This window comes from Vibrio sp. JCM 18905, assembly GCF_055393305.1.
On sequence record NZ_AP043878.1, the window covers coordinates 120,386 to 143,407 of the forward strand.

Consider the following 23,022-nt stretch of genomic DNA (forward strand, 5'->3'; position numbering starts at 1 on the left):
CGCTTAAAAACTGCTTAATTAAGCGTTAGTTTTTAAATAGTTTGTAATTGCTGTTACTGCGTCTTGACCATCCACCGTCTTAACGCCTTCTAGCCACGCTTCAATTTGTTCTTGGTTTGCGTTCAACCATGCTTGCGCTGCTTTCGACGGTTTCTGCTTCTGGTTGAGAATCGCTTCCATCAATTCGTTTTCCATTTCTAGGTTGAATTCTAGGTTTTTCACTAGCTGACCTACATTTGGACACTCAGCAAGGTAGTTTTTACGTACGTTTGTGTACACATTCGCGCCGCCGTAGTTAGGGCCGAAGAAGTCGTCACCACCCGCTAGGTATTCCATTTCAACGTTGCTGTTCATTGGGTGCGGGGCCCAACCTAGGTACACAATCCATTGGTTGCGGCGCGCAGCACGTGATACTTGAGACACCATGCCAGCTTCACTGGATTCAACTAGGCTGAAGTCTTTTAGGCCGAATGCGTTGCTATCAATCATTGATTGAATTAAGCGGTTACCATCGTTACCTGGTTCAATGCCGTAAATGCGGTCTTTAAATTTGTCGGCATGTTTTACTAGGTCAGCGAAGTTGGTCACGCCTGCGTCATAAACGTACTTTGGAACCGCGAGTGTGTATTTTGCGCCGACGAGGTTCGCTCGTACGGTTTCAACGGTACCTGCATCACGGTATTTCGCGATGTCACCTTCCATTGTTGGCATCCAGTTACCTAGGAAAATGTCGATATCGCCATTGGCCATAGAAGAGTAAGTAACGGGTACCGATAGTAGATCGGTCTTCGTTTTGTACCCCAACCCTTTTAGCAGCTCAGATGTCACGGCGGTGGTCGCCGTAATGTCGGTCCAACCTACATCTGCAAAACGTACCGTTTCACATTGGTTGGCATAAGCGCCTGTTGCTAAAGTACTTAGTGCGATTGTTGAGAAGATTTTTGTCATCTTAGACATATTGAATTCCTTGTAATGATTACTGACTTTTTTCGTTTTTATGAGATCGAATCGAGATCTCTTTTTGGCGGATGCATTCGTTGCATCTCTTGCCAGTTCGGTGCAATCCAAACTGGTGCGTTGTTCGACGTTTCCAGGGCGTTATCCAAAATCATGTCCGCGGCACGTTCTGCCACCATAATAGTTGGCGCATTTAAATTACCGTTCGGAATGGTTGGGAAAATAGAAGAGTCCACCACACGCAAGCCTTGAATACCGCGTACTTGGCATCGCTCATTCAAAACCGCTAATGGGTCATTGTCTGCGCCCATTTTGCAGGTACAAGATGGATGGTAAGCACTCTCGACATTCTGCTTCACCCATTCATCAATTTGTTCATCCGTTGTGATATTCAGACCCGGCTGGATCTCATCACCACGAAACTCATCCATGGCTGGCTGATTGAGGATCTCGCGAGTAAGGCGAATACAATCACGCCAATCCTGCTTATCTTGTTCAGTGGAAATGTAGTTAAACTCAATCTTCGGCTTATCATTCGGATTCGCAGATACAACTTCGACCGAGCCGCGACTTTCGGGCTTGTTAGGTCCAACATGCACTTGGAAACCATGACCGTCAAAAGCAGCTTGTCCGTCATAACGCATTGCCGCTGGCAAAAAGTGATATTGAATATTTGGCCACTTTAGTCCCTCACGAGAACGGATAAACGCACATGATTCAAAGTGGTTAGTAGCCCCAAGGCCTTTGCGAGTTAATATCCATTCGGTACCAATCAAGCCCTTGCTCACCAAACCTAACTTGCTGTTGAGCGTGATAGGTTGTTTACAGTGATATTGGAAGTACACTTCTAAGTGATCTTGCAGGTTTTTACCTACCCCTTCCAACGAATGTTTCACCTCAATGCCCGCTTTTTCTAATACTGCTTTAGGGCCAATGCCTGAAAGCTGCAACAGCTGAACTGAGCCTACCGAGCCAGCACTCGAAACCACTTCATGGTTCGCAAAACATTGCTGAACTGAACCTGACTTTTCGAATTCAACACCAACCGCTTTCTTGCCTTCTGCACCTGTTTCTTCTAATAAAACTCGATGAACCGTCACCCTCTTCATTAGGGTGAAGTTTTTGCGTTTTTTAGCACGGCTTAAGTATGCATTAGAGGTTGAAGCGCGTACGCCTTTGTCAACTGTCATATGCATTGGGCCAAAGCCTTCTTGCTGATAACCGTTGTAATCTTTTGTTTCTGGGTAGCCAGCTTCTTTGCCTGCATCAATAAAAGCTTGATACAGCGGATTGAGCTTCATATCGTTGCCGTTACATGTGCCGACTGGACCGTTATCGCCTCGGTATTCATCAGCACCACCAATCCAAGACTCTGCTTTACGGAAATAAGGCAAACACGATTGATAATTCCAGCCTTTAGCTCCTTCCTCTTCCCACTGGTCAAAGTCACAAGCGTGTCCACGAACGTAAACCATGCCGTTGATAGAAGAGCTACCGCCCAGAACTTTTCCGCGAGGGCAATGAAGTTGGCGACCATCCAACCCTTGCTCTTCAACCGTCTCAAACTGCCACGCGTATTTTTCAGTGTTCATCGGGTAAGAAAGCGCCGTCGGCATTTGGATAAAAATACTTTTATCCGACCCACCCGCTTCGAGTAATAGGACCGAATATTGACCACTTTCACTTAAGCGATCCGCTAACACACAGCCGGCCGAACCCGCACCGACGATGATATAATCGTAGTGTTGTTGCATTTTGATTCTCCTAGGAGTTAATACCAATCACAGTAGGTAAGTGAACGAAATTAGCGTAGGAAAAATGCTTGAGAACAAGGCGGAAATTTTCGATAAGTAGTTAGCCTACAATCAAAATTGACAACGCAGTTATCGAGCATTTTAACAAGCTAAAGTGGTCAGTTATCTACTACGATTGGTATCATTTGTAAGGGCTTTCGAAGTCGCTTAGCTGAACCAGAACACTCTTCGTTTGCGTGTAATGTTTAAGGGTTTCGACACCGTTTTCACGGCCAACACCTGATTGTTTGTAGCCGCCAACTGGCATTTCCGCAGGTGAGTCACCCCATGTGTTCACCCAACAAATACCAGCTTGAATTTGATGGATCACACGGTGGGCACGAGATAGGTTTTGAGTAAATACACCTGCCGCTAAGCCATAATCTGTGCCATTTGCACGCGCAATCACTTCCGACTCATCGCGGAATTTCAGCACTGACATTACCGGGCCAAAGATTTCTTGTTGAACGTGGCTCATGTCATCATCGCAATCGACAAATACGGTAGGAGCAACAAAGTTACCATTGGCTAGGCCATTGTCTGTTACTTTGTAGCCGCCAGTCAGTAACGTCGCGCCACTCGCTTTCGCAGCTTCAATCGCTCCTAGTACTTTCGATTCATGATCTTTAGAGATCAGCGCGCCAATTTGCGTGTTCTCATCAAGTGGATCGCCGACGACTAACAACTCAGTGCGAGCTTTAAGTTGTGCAATAAAGTCATCATAAATACCTTCATGAACAAACACGCGTGTACCGTGCGTACAAACTTCACCTTGCGTATAGAAGTTCGCCACCATGGCCGCAGAAACGGCATCGTTTAACTTCGCATCATCAAAAATAATCAGTGGAGACTTACCACCCAGCTCCATCGTTACTTGTTTTAGTGTCTTAGCGCTGTCACTCATGACGACTTTACCGGTGCCTGATTCGCCCGTGAACGATACTTTTGCGATTTCAGGATGCGCCGTTAGCATCTGCCCTACTCGGTAATCCCCTTGTACGACATTAAATACGCCATCTGGCATGCCCGCTTCTGAATAAATTTCTGCTAGCTTAAGCGCTGTTAATGGTGTTTCTTCTGATGGTTTGAAGATCATAGCGTTGCCCGCAGCCAGTGCTGGCGCCGATTTCCACATCGCAATTTGAATTGGATAATTCCAAGCGCCAATACCTGCGCAAATGCCCAATGGCTCGCGACGTGTGTAGAAAAACTGGTCTTCGCTGAGTGGCTGCTGCTCACCTTGCAAGCTTGGAGCAAGACCCGCATAGTACTCAAGAACATCGGCACCTGTCGTTATATCAACCGCGATAGCTTCTTGAATTGGCTTACCAGTATCTGCCACTTCTAATGCAGCCAGCTCGTCATTACGCTCACGTAAAATGGCAACGGCTTTGTGTAAAATACGGCTACGCTCGATCGCAGTCATTGCTGACCATGCAGCAAAACCTTTCTTTGCCGACTCAATCGCCGCTTCGAGATCGTCTTGGTTCGCTTGTTTAATGTTGGCCAATGGCTCACCATTCGCCGGATTGTAAGTGGTGAAGTGCTCATCTGAACACCCGTTGTACATCGCACCATTGATATAGTGTGCTTTCATTTCCATTTTGAAGACCTGTGACTTTTATATTTTTTCAGAATAAAACGTAAGTTGTTTGTCGAGATAGTCGTTGATGATGATTCTCGCTCTTTCGGCATCAATACCTTGCGGGTTGAGCGTTCCGCGCAGCCAAATACCATCAATAAGTGACGCAATACCATGAGCAACCAGTTCGGCCTGCTCTGCATTTAATAATGCTTTGAGTTCTTTTCTTAGGTGGGACAATAAACGTCGTTCATTGACACGCTGCAAACGCTTAAGCTGCTCGTCATGCATTGAGTACGACCAGAACGCTAGCCAAGTCTTAGCAACTTGGTTTTCTGCCTGATAGCCGACAAAGTTACCGTCAATGATGGCATTAATTCTTTGGTGATGAGCATCACTTGGCAGCTCACGTAACTTCTGTGTGATAGTAGACGAAAGCTGACGCAAGATTTCGCGCATCGTTTCCTCCAGCAATCCGTGCTTACCACCGAAATAGTGGTTGATAATCCCCGTTGATACTCCGGCTTCTTTGCTGATTAACGAAATACTCGCAGCGTGTAAACCGACTCTATCAATCACTGACATTGTCGCTTTCACCAGCTGTGGTTTTCTGATTTCAGGCATCCCCACCTTTGGCATTTTGCGTCCTTGTTATTTTTAATTGAACGGTTAGTTAAATATAAAATGCCTTAAAATTAGTTCGAACTCAAATCATTTTTTAAGAAAAAGGTTATTAACAAAGGAAGGAAAGTTGATGGTGTACGCAAAATTTCTATGCGATAACTTGTCGTAAAAGTCAAAGATGCGTTTAAAAATCCAAATAAAAACACAAACAAACCAATAACTTATTTAAGTGTCAATTTTTAACACACCTTTCAGAGAATTGTTTTTCGTGCCACAAAAATCCACACCAGAAAAATTTTACATCGACCACTAATCATTTCACCTGTATCGGCTTTGTTTGTATAAAAAACAGACATACTCGTGTGTTATAGCTTCGTATACACAAGTGACATTAGTACTTTGAAAATGTGGGAGATAAAACGAGTAGATAATACTGAACGCTATGAGTATGTAATTCGATACTCTTAAGCGATTTTGAAGTAATCAGTAGGAAGGATGAGTTCAGGCTCACCGTTTGATGAGCCTGCATTCTTGATTTTATTAGGTCAGCTTGCGCCCTTTCACGCAGTTACGTCCATCCGCTTTAGCTTGATAAAGTAATTTATCTGCCTGATCACAGAGTGATTTAAAATTCATCTCACTATCTTCAATCGTCACAACACCAAAACTACAGGTCACTCTCACTTCTTCATTCTGTTCCGTGACGAACCCATGTAAGGATAAAGCGCTACGTAATCGTTCAGCGGTAATGAGAGAGTCTTCATGATCGGTATTGGGCATCACAACAACAAACTCCTCACCACCAAAGCGTGCAACAATGTCATTTTCACGCACCGTCTCTTCTAGCACTTTGGCAACGCCTGTTAGTACGGCATCACCGAACACATGTCCATAGGTATCATTTACCTGTTTAAAATAATCTACATCGATTAGCGCTAAACTTACCGGCCCCGACTGCGGCTTCTTTGGCACCATTTTCTGTTTATCGAGTTTGCTATCCACCCATTTGTTTAAAGCTAGGTAGCCGTACTTAACTTGCTCGACTTGCTCAGACACAAAATACTGCACCTTTTCTTGCTTAGATTGAGGCGTCGGCTTTTCTTTGCGTTCACGTTTCGTCTCTACGGGTTTAGTGAACCAATCTTCTAAAAAACGGCGATTGAATAAGCCTGTCAACGTATCTGTCTTTGCTAGGCGGCGCATTCTTAAACGTGATCGATTCACAACAAGGAATACCACTGCCATCAAAAAGAGAACACCAATGAGTGCTAGTAGCGCTTCACCCAATAGATAAAAGGTACGACGGTTATTTTCCAGTTCCATACGCTGCAACACGTTGTTCCAGTTGAGATCTTCGTTCTCATATTCAAGTCTTTCTAGCTCAAATAGCGTCTGCTGACGCTCAAGATTTTCAACTTCTCTTTGGTTGCTAAATTGGATGAATTTATCGTGATAGTTGCCGTAAGTTTTATACGCTAATTTAAAGTCATTGCTTCCCGCGTAGGCCATGGCAGCCACTTTTAGTAGTTCCATTTGCTGTTGCTTAACATATCGGCTCTCGATAATTTCCGGCAACATAGGCGCGATCATCGCTAGAAGTGTCTCAAACTGCTTCTGTTCTAGCATATATTCGGCTTGCAACAGCTTAAATGTAGCTAAGTAGGCGCTAGAGGTTTCTCTATACTGTAAGTTCTCCGCCAACTTTAAGTGGCGAACCATCTTATTTTCTTGGTTCGTCTCACGGTATAACGCAGCAAGCTCAAGGTTAACTCGAAACCTAAAGCGCCCGTCACCAATGATTTGCGCGAGCTTTAGCGCTCTCTGATACGATACAATCGCCTCTTCGTATTGGAACTGTGCCTTATGAAGCTTTGCTATCGTTAAGACGCTCAGCAGCTCATTGAACGACATGCGTCTATCCCTAAAATAACGGTACGCTTGTTCCAACAATGCTTCTGAACGGTCATAGCCCTGAATTTTGACCAGTACGTCACCAAGCTCTAGCGCCGCCCGTTCGACCAATCCTTGAACGCCAGAGGACTCAGCCGCATCCATTGACGACATAATTGCGGCATAGGATTTTTTAAACTCGCCCTGCTCATCGTAGTAACGTCCTTTTAGCAACAGGATCTCCGACTCGAGCTGCTTATCGCCATTTTCACGCGATGTTTCCAACAAACTATCCAACGAAGAAAGCGCGGTATCGATATCGCTCTTTCCGACCATAGTTCGCATCTGAATCAACTTAAATAAGAGATACTCATGGCTTTGTGGACGCACAAGTTCCAACCCTTTTTGTGCGACGTTTTGGCTCTCTTCCGCGCGCCCAAGTAGCTCTAGAACCGTGGACTTTGCAAGCCAATAACGTACCAGTAGCTCTGTTGGTTGATTTTGTAGTAGAGAGTCTTCTTCTAACGCCTCAATCAAAGCTAAAGAGCTCTGAGGTAATGCGTAAATTTGATTTTCAATGCCTTCTAGCGACTGTAAAAACTTACCTTCTTGTTCAACCTTTTCTGCGGATGCCTGAATAGAAAGACACAGACACCCCAATAGTAGTGGCATCGTCCTAAGCGAATGAAATAGTGACATTATTGCTCTTCCCTAATGGGTAGTTACTTCAGTGTAATAGAGAATTCTGGTTATTTTATTATTAAGGTAGCTGAAGGTTATTCAGCCAGCCTCATATTCCCATGTATTTTGCGCTGAATAATAAATCACCATCTTTAGATGTCGAAATGGTTTTCGGTCACAATATAATCAATAAGAGTGTTTTTCATACCCCAATAAGCAAAATCTCATCGATGAGACAAAAAATTGTCTTGATTGTGAATTAATGCATTTACATAAAAATTAACACGAGAGCACTTATTCATACCAAAAATACAAAAGAGTTGTAAATGTAATCGGTACAGCAGCCGTTACTAAAACATCCATTAATAATTATCGATAGAAACAATATAAGAAAAGAGGAAGGAAGCGGACAATCAAGCTCGCTCCCCTTTTTAATATGAGGAGGGGCTACATTCGCATTCCGCCATCGACTTCGAATACTCTTCCAGTCACGAACTCATTGGTTAACACGTATTTGATGGTCGAAGAAATTTCATCAGCAAGACCTAAGCGTCCGACAGGAATCATTTTCACTAAACGCTCCATCGCTTCAGGTTTTATTTGGTCCGTCATGGCAGTCTTGATGACACCCGGAGCAATCGCTACTGAGCGAATTCCGAAACGCCCTAACTCTTTCGCCCACACCGTCGCCATGGTGGCTACCGCCGCTTTGGATGCAGAATAGTTAGTTTGACCAATATTCCCCGCACGCGCGACGCTAGATATGTTGATCAGAACGCCTTTGCTATCGGTGTTCAGCATTACTTTGCTCGCTTCGCGGCCACACAGAAAAGTACCTGTCACATTCACATCCATAACAGACTGAAATTGTTCCAGCGACATCGCATTAACCTGACCATCTTTAACTTTGATGAACATACCATCGCGCATAATGCCTGCGTTATTGATCACGCCATTGAGCTGTTTGAAATCCGCTTCAATTTGCGTAAAAGCAGCGCACACTTCTTGTTCTTCCGTCACGTTCGCTACATAAAAACGAGTGGTGACGCCGAAAGATTCACACTCCGCTTTCGTTTCAGCCAGTTGGTCTGAATTGAGGTCGATAAGCGCAAGGTGAACACCGCTTTCCGCTAGCGACAGCGCCATTTGTTTACCAAGCCCCTGCCCGGCCCCCGTGATCGCAATAACCTTATTTGCTAAATCCATAAGCACTCCTTAGGCCTGATTTTGCTTTTGGTAGAACTCAAACAAGCTTGAAAAATCTTTTTGTCCGTTGCCCTGACCGTTGTGAAAATTAAACAGGTTACGAGCTAAGCTGCCCATTGGTGTTGATGTTTGACTGGCAACCGCCGCTTCCATCGCAAGACCGAGATCTTTCGCCATTAACTGACTCATAAAGCCGCCCTGATAACCATTGCTTGCAGGCGTGTTTTCCATCACACCTGGGCACGGGTTGTAAAGCTCTAGCGCCCAGTTACGGCCTGAACTTTGCAGCATGATGTCAGACAGCACTTTGGGATCGAGTCCGTTTTCCATGCCTAAATTGAGTGCTTCACAAGTGCCGCTCATCAAAATGCCCAACATCATGTTATTGCAGATCTTCGCCACCTGACCGGCTCCGGCATCACCTGCATGGAAAATGTTTTTGCCCATGTGGCTAAGCACCACCTTGGCTTGAACAAAGTTCTCTTGTGAGCCGCCAACAATGAAAGTCAACGTACCTGCCGCTGCGCCCGCAACGCCACCAGATACCGGTGCATCAACAAAGCTGATGCCAAGCTGCAGCGCCTTTTCGCCAACCAAACGAGCGGTCGCTGGATCGATGGTCGAAGAGTCGATTAGCAGCGTCCCAGAATCTACGCTATCTAATATCCCGTCTTGACCAAGATAAACACTTTGAACGTGTTGGCTAGCAGGTAGCATGGTGACCACCACGCTCGCACCTTGAACGGCTTGTTTTACCGAATCTGCACTCGACGCACCAAGTGCGGTAAGTTCTGCCACAGCGTTTGGATTCAAATCAAACACTTCGACGTTCAAGCCCGCTGTGAGTAGGTTCTTAGCCATAGGCGCGCCCATGTTGCCAAGGCCAATAAATGCAATTTTATCCATGTCGTATTTCTTCCTTGTCTAAAGTGCCACAGTGGCAACCGAGGATGCGGTCAGTGGGTATTCTGCTGAGTCAATGGGCGCGAAGAAGCGTTCCAAAACTTGTGGCGTTACGTCAGAAACCGTGCGATGTTGCCAAGTCGGTTGATTGGTTTTATCGATAATCAGCGCACGAACCCCTTCCCTAAAATCACCTTCTAAGCCACAACGTAACGTCAGATTAAATTCCATATCAAAACACGCTTTCAAAGAGAGGTTTTGATACTGCGTTAGCTGCTGATAAGTGATATTGAGCGACAACGGACTGCCATAATTCAATGCTTTTTGCGCATTGATGAACCACTTATCATCAACGTCGGCACTGCTGATTGCGCGAACAATCGAATCTAAATCACCCGAGCAAAGCTGCTCAATCAATCCCGCATATGGCATCAACATCCCTTCGCTTGGCTCGTCCACTTGTACCGAACGTAGCGTAGTGGCGATTTTTTCGTTGATGTTTGCTTCACCTTTCCAACTTACCGATGCGAGCAGATCCAACAGTGCTTGTTTGCTTTCTGGCTTTGCAATCCATTGGCTTAATCCCAACGCTTTCATGTCTGTCGCGTTGATTTGGCAAGCCGTCAAACTTAAGAAAAGTGCCAAATGTTTTGGCAACTGATTTAGGAAGTACGTCGCGCCTACGTCTGGGTAAAGGCCGATTTTAATCTCTGGCATCGCAAAGCGTGTGGTGGTTTCTGCTACGCGATGACTTGCGCCCATAAATAAGCCCACACCGCCGCCCATCAGATAACCATGCCCCCACGCGATGATCGGTTTTGGATAAGTGTGAATAAGATGATCACAGCGATATTCGAGGTCAAAGAAGGTTTCCATCGCTAAAAACGCGGAATCAAAGTCTTGCTCTTTGTTTTCAAGTGCACGGTAAATCGCTTGAATGTCACCACCAGCACAAAACGCTTTTTCACCTTGAGCATGCAAGAATATCGCGACGATGCTGTCGTCCGTTTGCCATTCATTAAGCTGTTTGTACAACTTCTCAATCATCACGTAACTCAACGCGTTGAGAGCAGCTGGATTATCAAGTTCCAGCACACCAATAACAGAACCATCAGCGCACTCAAGTTTTGAAACATTTACTGTACCTGTCATTTGGCCTCCGCTAGCTGTTTGTCCATTGTGGCTTACGCTTTTGCAAGAAGGCGTTCACACCCTCAGTCTGATCTTGTGTATTGAACAGCTGTAAAAACAGTTCACGCTCCAAAACCAATCCAGCCGCATGAGTTTGGCTGCGTCGACCTTGAATGAGCGTTTTGCACGCAGACACGGATTTCGGCGATTGGCCAGCAACACGCTGTGCAAGTACTATCGCCGCTTCTAGTGCTTGGCCTTTCGCCACCACTTCTTCGACTAAACCAATTTTTTCCGCTCGCTCGGCCGTCACGCGCTCACCACACAGAATCATACGCTTCGCCCAACCTTCACCTACCAACGCGGTCAGGTTTTGCGTCCCACCCGCGCAAGGCAACAAGCCGACCGATGCTTCAGGAAGTGCCATTTGAACTTGTTCTTCTGCGATACGAATGTCACACGCCATCGCCACTTCCAGACCGCCGCCCATCGCATAGCCATTAATCGCTGCGATAGAAACCCCATCGAATGCAGAAAGCGCTTCAAACGCTTCACCAAATGCGAACGCCATGTCTGCTGCTTGTGATTTATCACCCGATGCAAAGTTATTAAGATCTGCTCCAGCAGAGAAGAACTTCTCGCCTTCGCCTGTTAAAACCAACGCATAAATAGAGCGATCATTGCTAAGTTCAATCGCCAACTCTTTTAGCTGATTCAAAGACTCAAGCGTCCAAGTGTTCGCTGGCGGATTACTAATCGTGAGCTTGGCAATATGCGCTTCGCGCTCTAATTTGATTTGTGCCGTCATAATCTTTCAGTCCTTTTTAATTTCTTTAGGTAAGGCTGTGTCTCGCTGACTAAAGCAGCTCAACGCCTTCCGTTAGTAATCGTCTTGCGACGATCAGACGCATGATTTCGTTGGTACCTTCAAGGATTTGGTGAACACGAACGTCTCGGAAATGGCGCTCAACAGGATATTCTTTGATGTAGCCATAGCCACCGTGAATTTGCAGCGCCTGATCGCAGACTTTAAAGCCCACATCAGTAGCAAAGCGTTTTGCCATGGCACAGTACGCACTTTTTTCTGCGTGCTGGGCATCGAGTTTAGCGGCAGCGAGTCGCACCATTTGACGCGCAGCGACCAGCTCAGTCGCCATATCAGCAAGCTTGAACTGCAACGCTTGAAATTGCGCCAGTGAACGGCCGAACTGTTTGCGTTCGTTCATGTATTGCTTGGCTTCGTTCAGTGCTTGTTGCGCAGTACCGACGGAACAAGTGGCGATATTGATTCGACCACCATCAAGGCCAAGCATGGCGAACTTAAAGCCTTCTCCCTCTTCACCCAACAGATAGTCAGCCGGAATGCGGACATTTTCGAAGGTGATCATGCGCGTTGGTTGGCAGTTCCAACCCATTTTGGCTTCTTTCTTACCGTAGCTAATGCCTTCGCAATCAGCAGGAACGACGAACGCAGAAACGCCTCCCGCTCCTTCGCCGCACGAACGCGCCATCACGACGAGAACATCTGTATCACCCGCGCCAGAGATAAACACTTTTGCGCCATTCAGGACAAACTCATCGCCGTCACGCACTGCACTGGTCGTCAGTGAAGCGGCATCAGATCCGGCATTAGGTTCGGTTAAACAGTAGGAAGCGAGCTTTTCACCCGAAATTAAATCCGCGCTAAATTGCTGCGCCACTTCCGCTTTGGCAAAGCTGGTGATCATCCACGTCGCCATGTTGTGAATGGTCATAAACGCAGTAGTCGCGGTACAACCCATAGCCAACTGCTCGAAAATGATCGCCGCATCCAAACGAGACAATCCCAAACCACCATGCTCTGGCGGCGTATAGATGCTCAGAAAGCCAAGTTCACCTGCTTGACGCAGTACATCTTTAGGGAAGTGATGGTTTTCATCCCACTCGGCCGCGTGCGGCGCTAACATTTGGTCTGCAAACTGCTTTGCTACTTCGGCAAACGCGAGTTGATCTTCGTTTAATTCAAAATCCATCTTGAAGTCCTAAGGTCTAATTCGTTGCATTTGTATCCGAGCCAAGCCCTCTAAAGGGTTGAAGGGCTTGGCTAGAGGTATCGCTACTTCTGTGACTAGCTCAATTGAATGGTCATGTTTGGGCCGCTTGGAATGTCATCTTCAAACCAACGCGCAGTGACAGTTTTCGTCTCGGTGTAGAAGCGAACCGCTTGTTTACCGTAAGCATGCAGATCGCCGTAGAAGCTGCCTTTCCAACCCGTGAATGAGAAGAACGGCAATGGCACTGGAATCGGCACGTTAATACCTACGTTACCCACTTCGATATTGTGCTGATACTTTCTCGCGGCAGCGCCGTTCGCCGTGAAAATAGACGTACCATTACCAAAGCGGTTTGCATTGATCAGTTCAATCGCTTCATCTAGGTCATCCACTTCCATAGTTAACAGTACAGGCCCGAAAATTTCTTCCTGATAAATCGACATGTCTGTGGTCACGTTGGTAAACAGTGTTGGTCCCACCCAGTTACCGTTCGGGAAGCCAGGTACTTGACAGTCGGTACCGTCCAGAACACAGTTCGCACCAGATTTTTTGCCTTCATTAATTAAGTTCACCACACGTTGTTTCGCTTGCGGGCTAATCAGCGGACCATAACCGGCGGTTTCATCATCCCACGCGCCAGGTTGAACCTGAGCTAACGCCTCTTTAAGCTCTGGAATCCATTCTTTGGTTTCGCCGACAAATACCGCCACCGAAATCGCCATACAGCGTTGGCCTGCGGCACCGACTGACGCGCCAACTAGGTTATTGATGACTTGCTGCTTGTTTGCATCTGGCATGATGACCATGTGGTTCTTAGCACCTGCAAATGACTGCACGCGTTTCAGGTTGTCTGTACCTGTTTTGTAGATGTACTCACCAACGGGCACTGAGCCGACAAAAGAGATCGCACGAACGACTGGATCAGTCAGAATGCGATCGACTTGCTCTTTGGTGCCGTGAACAATTTGCAAAACACCTTTTGGTGCACCTGCTTGTTCAAACAGCTCCGCCAGTTTCATTGCCGTTAGTGGCACTTGCTCTGACGGCTTCAAAATAAAGGTGTTGCCACAAGCGATCGCCATTGGGAACATCCACAATGGAATCATCGCAGGGAAGTTAAACGGAGTAATACCCGCACAAACACCGAGCGGTTGAATGTAAGAGTAACCATCAATATTGGTTGCGACGTTTTCCACCGTTTCACCCATCATTGAGCTACAAATGTTCGCCGCTTGTTCTACGACTTCAATCCCGCGCCAAATGTCACCCTTTGCATCCGCAAGAGTTTTGCCTGTCTCACTTGAAAGCAGTATCGCCAACTCATCGTGTTGCTCTTTTAGCAAGTGTTGGTAGCGCAGCATCAATCTCGCACGCTCCGGAGCGGCAACTTCTTTCCAACGCTTGAACGTTTCCGTTGCGCTAGCAATCGCCGCATTCATTTCCGATTCCGTGGCACAAGGTACTTGCGCAATCACTTCGTTGGTTGCCGGGTTAGTTACATCTAGCCATTGTTTTGAGTCGGAGATGGCGAATTCACCACCGATATACTGCTTTACTTGTTCTGTCATGATGACATCCTTGTATTTTTCAGCTTGTTACTGACTACTGTTATGTAAGTGAAACTTTGTTGAGAATGATTTAGCAGATTTCAATCGCGATGGCGGTTGCCTCGCCGCCACCAATACAAAGCGATGCAACGCCACGTTTACCGCCTGTTTGTTTAAGAGCGTGAATCAGAGTGACGAGGATTCGGTTACCACTCGCACCAATTGGATGCCCCAACGCACAAGCGCCGCCGCGCGAGTTAACTTTGTTCTCATCGAGTTCGAGTACTTTCACTGCGTATTGAGTGACAACAGCAAAGGCCTCATTAATTTCCCAAAGGTCAACGTCCGATTTGTCCCAGCCCGTTTTTTCCAACAGCGTTTCAATCGCGAATACGGGTGCGATGGTGAACTCATCAGGCTGTCTTGCATGCGTGCTGTACGCGACAATTTTTGCTAGAGGTTGAAGGTTTTCCTGACGGCCAAATTCACTATCAACCAATACCATTGCCGATGCACCATCAGAAATAGAACTGGAATTTGCTGCCGTTACGCCGCCATCTTTGGCAAACGCAGGTCGTAAGGTGGGAATTTTAGTGACGTCGAGTTTGCTCGGTTGCTCATCGTCTACCACCAAGGTTTCGTCGCGTCGACTTTTTACGTTAACAGGCACGATCTCTTCTTTGAACAAACCTTGCTCAATCGCTTGCTGCGCACGAGTCAACGACTGCTGCGCCCAGATATCCATACTTTCACGGTTGAACTGATACTTTTGCGCGGTTTGTTCGGCAAAGACACCCATCAATTCGCCTTGGTAGGCATCCTGCAAACCGTCATAAAACATATGATCAAGCACTTGCTCATGGCCTAAGCGGAAACCATCACGCGCTTTCTTAAGTAGATAAGGAGAAGAGGACATGTTTTCCATACCGCCAGCGATAACCGCGTGCGCGTTACCAGATTGAATAAGATCATGTGCCAGCATGACGGTTTTCATACCCGAACCACAGACTTTATTCAGTGTCGTACAACCGATCGATTGTGGCATTTCTGCTTTAAGACTTGCTTGTCTTGCTGGCGCTTGCCCCACGCCGGCGGGTAAAACGCATCCCATCAACACTTCGTCTATTTTTTGCACATCGAGTTGGCTTTCGGCTAGCGCCCCTTGAATGGCTTTCGCACCGAGTTCCGTGACATCTGTTGAAGCTAATGCACCTTGAAAAGAGCCGATAGGCGTTCGCTTGGCGGCAACAATCCATGTTTCATTTTTCATTCCATTAACCTTTTGTTGACGTTTACGTCATAACTATACTAACATTTACGTTAACGTCAAGTTTGCAGTTATTGTTTGTTCGAGTGATTCTTTTATTTCGAGTAAATGCGAGTGATATCAAGGCTCAAGAGTGGATGTTGTTTATTTACTTTAACGTTAACGAATTGTATATTCGTATGAATGTTATACGAAAGTCGTAAGGTTAAGGAATGAACACATTTAAGATCAGCGAGCTCGCGAAAGAGTTCGACATTACTACCCGAAGTATTCGCTTCTACGAAGATTTAGGTCTCCTAACTCCAGAACGTAAAGGCAACACTCGAATCTACAATGGTCGCGATCGAATTCGACTAAAACTGATTTTGCGAGGTAAGCGATTGGGCTTTTCTCTTGCAGATATCAAAGAGTTATTTGAACTCTACGATACCGATCAAAGTACTGAGCAGTTGAACTATATGATTCGGTTGATCGAAGAGAAGAAGGCAGCATTGCAACAGCAAGCAAACGACATTCAAGCGGTAATGATGGAGTTAAATGCTGCGCAGTTGCGATGCCAAAACACACTGAGATCCATGAAAGGCGAAAAAGTCACCTAACACCTCAACTCTGGGATGTAGGTGACGTAAAGGCAAGGACACGCAATGAAATCTACCTACTCTTCCCTGAACTTTGTTTATGACGAAAATACCGATTTGCTTCGCGAGCAAATCAATAGTTTTGCTGCAAGAGAAATTGCGCCGCTAGCGCAATCTATCGACCAATCTAACGACTTTCCAAACCATCTTTGGTCCAAACTGGGTGACATGGGTCTTTTAGGCGTGACCACCAGCGAAGAGTTTGGTGGTGCAGACATGGGCTATCTCGCCCACGTTGTCGCTATGGAAGAGATCAGCCGAGCTTCCGCTTCGGTTGCGTTAAGTTACGGCGCTCACTCCAACCTTTGTGTCAACCAAATCCACCGCAACGGCACACAAGCACAAAAAGAGAAATACCTACCAAAGCTCATCTCTGGCGAACATATTGGCGCACTAGCGATGAGTGAGCCCGGCGCAGGTTCCGATGTGGTTTCAATGCAGCTTAAAGCGGAACGTAAAGGCGATATATTCCTGTTAAATGGCAACAAAATGTGGATCACCAACGGCCCAGATGCGCACACCTATGTTGTCTACGCCAAGACTGAACCAAGTCTAAATGCGAAAGGCATTACCGCCTTTATTATAGAGCGTGGATTCCCTGGCTTTACTCAGGCACAGAAGCTGGACAAGTTGGGAATGCGCGGCTCGAATACGTGTGAACTGGTATTCCAAAACTGCGAAGTCCCTGCGGAAAACATTCTCGGCGAAGAAAACCAAGGCGTGAAAGTGCTAATGAGCGGTTTGGACTACGAACGTGTGGTACTTGCCGGCGGCCCGCTTGGCATCATGCAGGCGTGTATGGACATCGTTGTACCTTACATTCACGACCGCAAACAGTTCGGCAAATCCATCGGTGAGTTCCAGCTTGTGCAAGCAAAAATCGCTGATATGTACACACAGATGAATGCCGCGAAAGCGTATGTTTACGCAGTAGCCGCCGCGTGTGATCGCGGTGAAACCACACGTAAAGATTCTGCCGGCGCGATCCTCTACAGTGCAGAGCTGGCAACCAAAATGGCGTTGGATGCGATTCAGTTACTTGGCGGTAATGGTTACATCAACGAGTTTGATACTGGTCGTTTGTTGCGTGATGCCAAGCTATATGAAATTGGTGCGGGCACTTCAGAAATTCGCCGCATGCTTATTGGTCGCGAATTGTTTAACGAAAGCGCCTAATCATCATACCTAGGCGCTCTGACTCTAAATAACTTCCTTATTCAACCTAAATCTTATTCAACATAGATAAAGACGGGTGGCGTCACCCGTTTACCGAATGGAGATCGGCTATTTATGGCTTGTTTGACGACCAATATTAATACCCATTCAGAGCAGTATCAGGAAAACTACCGCTCTATGGCGTCTCTTGTGGATCAACTCTATACCGTGACCGCGCAAATCGAAGATGGTGGCGGCGAGAAAGCAAGAGAGCATCAGCAGAAGAAAGGCAAACTTCCGGTTCGTGAGCGTATTCTTGCCCTACTCGACCCTGGCTCATCCTTTTTAGAAGTCGGTCAGTTTGCTGGCTGGGATGTGTATCCAGATTACGTTCCATGCGCTGGCGTGGTTGCTGGCGTGGGTGTAATAGACGGCACCGAGTGTATGATCGTTGCCAACGACGTGACGGTAAAAGGCGGTAGTTACTACCCACTTACGGTGAAAAAGCACTTACGCGCACAAGAAATTGCAGAAAAATGCCAACTGCCGTGTGTTTACTTAGTCGACTCTGGCGGTGCTAACCTACCCCGTCAAGATGAAGTCTTCCCTGATAAAGACCACTTCGGACGTATTTTCTACAACCAAGCTCGAATGTCAGCCAAGGGCATCCCGCAAATTGCAGTGGTCATGGGGCTATGTACCGCTGGCGGGGCGTACGTTCCTGCCATGTGTGATGTTTCCATCATAGTCAAAGAGCAAGGCACGATCTTCTTAGCGGGCCCTCCTCTGGTAAAAGCAGCAACAGGAGAAGAAGTCAGCGCGGAAGATCTTGGTGGCGCAGACGTTCACTGCCGTACGTCTGGCGTAGCCGACTATTATGCAGAAAACGATCACCACGCGTTAGAACTGGCAAGACAAGCTGTCTCCCAAATCAACCACTTGAAACCCGTTCAACTCAAGCAAAAAGCGCCACAAGAACCGCGTTTCTCTGCGCAGGAGCTTTACGGTATTGTCGGTACCGATCTTAAAAAACCGTTTGATGTAAAAGAAGTGATTGCCCGAATTGTTGATGATTCACAATTTGATGAATTTAAAGCATTGTTCGGTGAAACTTTGGTCTGTGGCTTTGCTCATATTCACGGCATGCCGATTGGCATTGTCGCTAACAACGGCATTCTATTCTCAGAGTCGGCGCAGAAAGGCGCGCATTTTATTGAGCTGTGCGCACAACGCAAAATCCCTCTACTTTTCTTGCAAAACATCACTGGCTTTATGGTCGGTCAGAAGTACGAAGCAGAAGGCATCGCCAAACATGGTGCGAAAATGGTAACTGCTGTTGCGTGTGCAGACGTGCCAAAGTTTACCGTGGTTATTGGTGGTTCGTATGGCGCAGGCAACTACGGCATGTGTGGTCGCGCTTATGATCCAACCATGATGTGGATGTGGCCAAATGCGCGCATCTCCGTCATGGGTGGTGAACAAGCGGCTGGCGTGATGGCACAAGTGACCCGTGATATTAAAACGCGCAAAGGTGAAAGCTGGAGCGTAGAGGAAGAAGAAGCGTTCAAACGTCCAATTGCGGAGCAATATCAAGTCCAAAGCCATGCGTATTACGCAAGTGCCCGTTTGTGGGACGACGGCATTATTGATCCCGCTAAAACTCGCGATGTTGTCGGCATTGCTCTGTCTGCTGCGCTTAATGCGCCAATACCAGACAGTAAATTTGGCATCTTCCGTATGTAGTCGGATGCAAGGCAACCCTTAACTCCTCGCGAATACCGATGTTTATACAAATAACGGCTAGCGAGTATTGGAATACAGACTGAAATGTCAGACAAAGGAAGTCACATGACCGGACTACTGCTTGAAAAAGACAGCAATGGCGTTGCCTGGTTGAGCCTCAATCGACCAGAGAAACACAACGCGTTTAATGATGAATTAATTGCTTCACTTATCGAAATCTTGGAAAAACTTGAGAGAGACGACTCTCTACGTGCATTGGTACTCACTGCGCAAGGGAAACACTTTTCTGCGGGTGCGGATCTTGGCTGGATGCAGTCAATGGCCACCAAAACCGAGAGTGAAAACCTTCAAGATGCAAAGCAACTAGCAAAACTTTTGCATACGCTGGATACCTTTAGCAAACCAACCATTGCTATGGTACACGGCGCTGCATTTGGCGGCGCACTTGGGCTTATCTGCTGCTGCGATATCGCAATCGGTACACCTGAAAGTCGCTTCTGTTTGAGTGAAGTGAAACTCGGCTTATTGCCCGCGACCATCGGTCCCTACGTAATCCGAGCAATTGGACAACGACAAAGCCGACGCTATTTTTTAACCGCGGAACTGATTGATGCCGAGACTGCGCTTTCGATGAACATTCTTCATCTAATCGATCCCCAGACAAAAGAGGCGGTCAACCGTATAGTTGAGCACCTGCTTAATAATGGCCCGCAAGCCATGCAGGCGGCAAAAGCACTTTGTTTACGTTGTGATAACCAACCTATCGATCACTCATTAATTGAATACACTAGCCAAGCCATAGCAACCGCCCGCGTGTCCAGAGAAGGACAAGAAGGACTGAATGCATTTTTCGAAAAGCGCGCCGCCAATTGGAGGAATCATGTTTAAAAGAATACTGATCGCAAACCGCGGTGAAATTGCCTGCCGAATCATTAAAACCGCAAAAAGTATGGCTATAGAGACGGTTGCCGTCTATTCCGAAGCGGATCGCAGCAGCTTACATGTTAAACAAGCAGATTTCGCTGAATTTATCGGCCCTGCTCCGGCGAGTGAGTCGTACCTCAATATCGATGCGATTATCGGCGCTGCGAAAAAATGGCAAGCCGATGCTATCCACCCTGGGTATGGTTTTCTTTCCGAGAACCCGAAACTAGCCAAAGCTTGCAGTGAAAATGGTATCGTCTTTATTGGCCCTTCCACCAGCGCAATTGAGGCGATGGGTTCGAAGTCACAAGCCAAGGCCATTATGTCAAAGGCGAACGTGCCTCTCGTTCCGGGCTATCACGGCACAGACAACAGCGTTGAGCACTTATTGGCTGAAGCAGAGAAAATCGGTTATCCAGTGATGCTCAAAGCAACCCAAGGGGGCGGCGGTAAAGGCATGCGAGTGGTCAACAGCGCCGCCGAAATGCCGTTGGCCATTGATGGCGCGCAGCGTGAAGCACTTTCCAGCTTTGGCGATAAGCAGCTTCTTATTGAAAAATGTATTTTGCAGCCTCGCCACGTTGAAGTTCAGGTATTTGCTGACCAACACGGCAACTGTGTCTATCTTTCTGATCGTGACTGTTCCATTCAGCGTCGTCACCAAAAGGTGGTCGAAGAAGCACCTGCTCCCGGTCTTAGTGATGAACTGCGTAAACAAATGGGTGAAGCCGCTGTTCAGGCCGCTCAGGCGATCGACTACGTTGGCGCTGGTACGGTTGAATTCTTACTTGATAGCCGTGGTCAGTTCTACTTTATGGAGATGAATACCCGCCTGCAAGTTGAACACCCAGTCACTGAATTGATAACAGGTGTAGATCTCGTTGAATGGCAGTTCAAAGTTGCTGCTGGCGAGCGTTTACCTATCTCACAAAACGAAATCACGCATAACGGTCACTCAATCGAGCTACGAATTTACGCCGAAGACGCCGAGAACGACTTTATGCCGTCGACTGGATGCATCGATTATTTAAAGGAACCCGTCTCAGACAGTAATGTTCGCTTGGCGTGTGTGCGCGTCGATAGCGGTGTCACACAGGGCGATGCCATTAGCGAGTTCTACGATCCGATGATCAGCAAACTGATCGTCTGGGGCCAAACGCGTGATATTGCACTCAAACAGCTTAAACAGGCTTTAACTCAGTATCACGTGCGTGGTGTCACCACCAACATCGGTTATCTGCACAGCATTATTTCACAGCCAGCCTTTGCTGATGTTGAGCTTGATACTGGATTCTTGGTCAAACACCAGCAAGGCATTAACGAGCAGCAAAACGTGTCTGATTCGATCTGGCTAACGTTGGCGGCGGTTGCTCGCTGGAATGCTCTCACTGCTAAATCAGGCAGCTCAACGTTACCCGCCCCAACCGCACAAGGTTTTAGACTGTCGGTTGACAACGTTTATCGATTTAACTTCACGGATGCCAATGCCAACCATCAGGTACGTTTGCAACAATCATCGCAAGATACAGGATCTCAGCATCTTAATCACCTCAATGTCCGATGCGGCGAGGAGTTGCATCAGGTCACCCTGCTTGAAAGTGGCAACCAGTTTATCGTCGATATTGATAATGTGCGTTACACCTTTAACGCGCTCAACGACGAACAAAAGACAACGCTGTTTTATCTTGGTCAGCAGCGCACTTTCGCTCATCAACCTAACTTTGACTCTGCAAAAGATGTAGATGATGAACTTAGTCCAACCGCACCACTGAACGGTGTGATATCGGCGGTCATGGTAAATAAGGGAGACAAAGTAGCGGCTGGTGATCCGTTGTTAGTGCTCGAAGCGATGAAGATGGAATACACCATTACCGCTCCGGTAGCAGCGACCGTTGATGAATTGTTTTATCAACATGGAGACCAAGTACAGCACGGTTCCATCCTGCTGCATTTAATTTCTGCACCCGATAATGTCTGTGAAGATAAGGAGCACGAATATGCTACCAGCGAAGGTTAATATCGTCGAAGTTGGTGCGCGTGATGGCTTGCAGAATGAAACGGCAGTGACGCTGATTGATAAAATCCGTTTGATTAACCAACTAAGCACCAGTGGCTTAAAACACATTGAAGCAGGCTCTTTTGTCTCGCCGAAATGGGTGCCTCAAATGGCCGATTCCGATCAAGTATTTTCAAGTATCATACAAAAGCCTGACGTGGTTTATAGTGCGCTCACACCAAACCTAGCAGGGTTAGAACGTGCGCTGGAAAGTGGCGTAAAGCAAATTGCGGTGTTTGGTTCGGCTTCGGAGGCGTTCAGCCAAAAGAACATTAACTGCAGCATTGCCGACAGCCTCTCTCGCTTTGAACCCGTTATCCAACTAGCGAACCAGCACAACATACCTGTGCGCGGGTACTTGTCTTGCACTATGGTTTGTCCCTACGAGGGAGAAATAAAACCAGAGCAAACCACCGCGGTAGCGAATACGCTGTTTGATATGGGATGTTATGAAATTTCGCTCGGTGACACGGTCGGCAAAGCAACGCCTAATCGCGTTATCGCCATGCTGGACTCTCTGCTAACACAGCTACCCAAAGATGCGTTAGCCGTGCACTTCCACGACACGTACGGACAAGCGTTAGCCAATATCTACCAAGCCTTGCTGATGGGGATCAATACCATTGATAGTGCCGTTGCAGGTTTGGGGGGCTGCCCTTACGCGAAAGGTGCCAGTGGGAATGTTGCAACAGAAGATGTGATTTATTTGTGTGAACAGCTTGGTATTGAAACTGGGATTAATCTCAACATCATCAATCAAGCAGGTTGGCAAATTTGCCATGCATTAGGTAAACGTCCGTCTTCCAAAGTAGCACTCGCTTTGGGTGACCCAAACAGCTTGTAAATTGCTCAACCCACGATACACAACTACAAACGAGCATGTTTAATAACA

18 protein-coding genes are annotated in these 23,022 nt (G+C 47.0%); 6 read left to right on the forward strand and 12 right to left on the reverse strand.

All coding sequences use genetic code 11. The features are described from left to right. Positions 1-18: 18 nt before the first annotated feature. The 12 genes from ACZ5ZC_RS00445 to ACZ5ZC_RS00500 form a co-directional block, all read right to left on the reverse strand. The gene (locus ACZ5ZC_RS00445; RefSeq protein WP_005392553.1) at positions 19-957 is read right to left on the reverse strand and encodes a choline ABC transporter substrate-binding protein; all 939 of its coding nucleotides are present in this window, start codon (positions 955-957) and stop codon (positions 19-21) included. Positions 958-995: 38 nt separating this feature from the next. Then, the gene (gene betA / locus ACZ5ZC_RS00450) at positions 996-2,711 is read right to left on the reverse strand and encodes a choline dehydrogenase (RefSeq protein WP_464931619.1); all 1,716 of its coding nucleotides are present in this window, start codon (positions 2,709-2,711) and stop codon (positions 996-998) included. Positions 2,712-2,892: 181 nt separating this feature from the next. Continuing rightward, positions 2,893-4,353, reverse strand: coding sequence for a betaine-aldehyde dehydrogenase (gene betB / locus ACZ5ZC_RS00455; RefSeq protein WP_085344420.1), 1,461 nt, complete (start codon positions 4,351-4,353; stop codon positions 2,893-2,895). Between the two features lie 18 nt (positions 4,354-4,371). Beyond that, positions 4,372-4,971, reverse strand: coding sequence for a transcriptional regulator BetI (gene betI, locus ACZ5ZC_RS00460; protein WP_005392557.1), 600 nt, complete (start codon positions 4,969-4,971; stop codon positions 4,372-4,374). Between the two features lie 525 nt (positions 4,972-5,496). Next, the gene (locus ACZ5ZC_RS00465; protein ID WP_085344421.1) at positions 5,497-7,518 is read right to left on the reverse strand and encodes a diguanylate cyclase; all 2,022 of its coding nucleotides are present in this window, start codon (positions 7,516-7,518) and stop codon (positions 5,497-5,499) included. 456 nt (positions 7,519-7,974) lie between these two features. Then, positions 7,975-8,733, reverse strand: coding sequence for an SDR family oxidoreductase (locus ACZ5ZC_RS00470; RefSeq protein WP_005392559.1), 759 nt, complete (start codon positions 8,731-8,733; stop codon positions 7,975-7,977). A gap of 9 nt (positions 8,734-8,742) precedes the next feature. Continuing rightward, positions 8,743-9,639: a 3-hydroxyisobutyrate dehydrogenase gene (mmsB, locus tag ACZ5ZC_RS00475; RefSeq protein WP_005392560.1), complete on the reverse strand. Its 897-nt coding sequence runs from the start codon at positions 9,637-9,639 to the stop codon at positions 8,743-8,745. An 18-nt stretch (positions 9,640-9,657) separates the two neighbouring features. Then, positions 9,658-10,788: an enoyl-CoA hydratase/isomerase family protein gene (locus tag ACZ5ZC_RS00480; protein ID WP_337168916.1), complete on the reverse strand. Its 1,131-nt coding sequence runs from the start codon at positions 10,786-10,788 to the stop codon at positions 9,658-9,660. Between the two features lie 10 nt (positions 10,789-10,798). Beyond that, positions 10,799-11,575, reverse strand: a complete 777-nt coding sequence (locus ACZ5ZC_RS00485; RefSeq protein ID WP_140074837.1) for an enoyl-CoA hydratase — start codon at positions 11,573-11,575, stop codon at positions 10,799-10,801. Positions 11,576-11,624: 49 nt separating this feature from the next. Next, the gene (locus ACZ5ZC_RS00490; protein ID WP_005373226.1) at positions 11,625-12,779 is read right to left on the reverse strand and encodes an acyl-CoA dehydrogenase family protein; all 1,155 of its coding nucleotides are present in this window, start codon (positions 12,777-12,779) and stop codon (positions 11,625-11,627) included. Between the two features lie 95 nt (positions 12,780-12,874). Then, complete coding sequence (locus ACZ5ZC_RS00495; protein ID WP_256898736.1) at positions 12,875-14,368, reverse strand: CoA-acylating methylmalonate-semialdehyde dehydrogenase; 1,494 nt, start codon at positions 14,366-14,368, stop codon at positions 12,875-12,877. A 70-nt stretch (positions 14,369-14,438) separates the two neighbouring features. Further along, on the reverse strand, positions 14,439-15,617 hold the full coding sequence (locus tag ACZ5ZC_RS00500) for a thiolase family protein (RefSeq protein WP_464931620.1): 1,179 nt from the start codon (positions 15,615-15,617) through the stop codon (positions 14,439-14,441). A gap of 209 nt (positions 15,618-15,826) precedes the next feature. On the opposite strand from ACZ5ZC_RS00500, the gene ACZ5ZC_RS00505 reads away from it, so the two are divergent. The 6 genes from ACZ5ZC_RS00505 (at position 15,827) to ACZ5ZC_RS00530 (ending at position 22,974) form a co-directional block, all read left to right on the forward strand. Beyond that, positions 15,827-16,213, forward strand: coding sequence for a MerR family transcriptional regulator (locus tag ACZ5ZC_RS00505; protein ID WP_005373242.1), 387 nt, complete (start codon positions 15,827-15,829; stop codon positions 16,211-16,213). A 45-nt stretch (positions 16,214-16,258) separates the two neighbouring features. Further along, entirely contained in the window at positions 16,259-17,428 is a 1,170-nt protein-coding gene (locus ACZ5ZC_RS00510) for an isovaleryl-CoA dehydrogenase (RefSeq protein ID WP_464931621.1), read from the forward strand. Positions 17,429-17,542: 114 nt separating this feature from the next. Further along, on the forward strand, positions 17,543-19,150 hold the full coding sequence (locus tag ACZ5ZC_RS00515; protein WP_395193860.1) for a carboxyl transferase domain-containing protein: 1,608 nt from the start codon (positions 17,543-17,545) through the stop codon (positions 19,148-19,150). Positions 19,151-19,255: 105 nt separating this feature from the next. Beyond that, positions 19,256-20,038, forward strand: a complete 783-nt coding sequence (locus ACZ5ZC_RS00520; protein ID WP_464931622.1) for an enoyl-CoA hydratase-related protein — start codon at positions 19,256-19,258, stop codon at positions 20,036-20,038. Continuing rightward, positions 20,031-22,091 carry an acetyl/propionyl/methylcrotonyl-CoA carboxylase subunit alpha gene (locus tag ACZ5ZC_RS00525; RefSeq protein ID WP_464931623.1) on the forward strand — a complete coding sequence of 687 codons (2,061 nt, stop codon included), beginning with the start codon at positions 20,031-20,033 and terminating at the stop codon, positions 22,089-22,091. Before ACZ5ZC_RS00520 ends, ACZ5ZC_RS00525 begins: the two co-directional genes overlap by 8 nt. Further along, entirely contained in the window at positions 22,072-22,974 is a 903-nt protein-coding gene (locus tag ACZ5ZC_RS00530; RefSeq protein WP_464931624.1) for a hydroxymethylglutaryl-CoA lyase, read from the forward strand. The genes ACZ5ZC_RS00525 and ACZ5ZC_RS00530 overlap by 20 nt, the downstream gene beginning before the upstream one ends. The last annotated feature ends 48 nt before the right edge of the window (positions 22,975-23,022 follow it).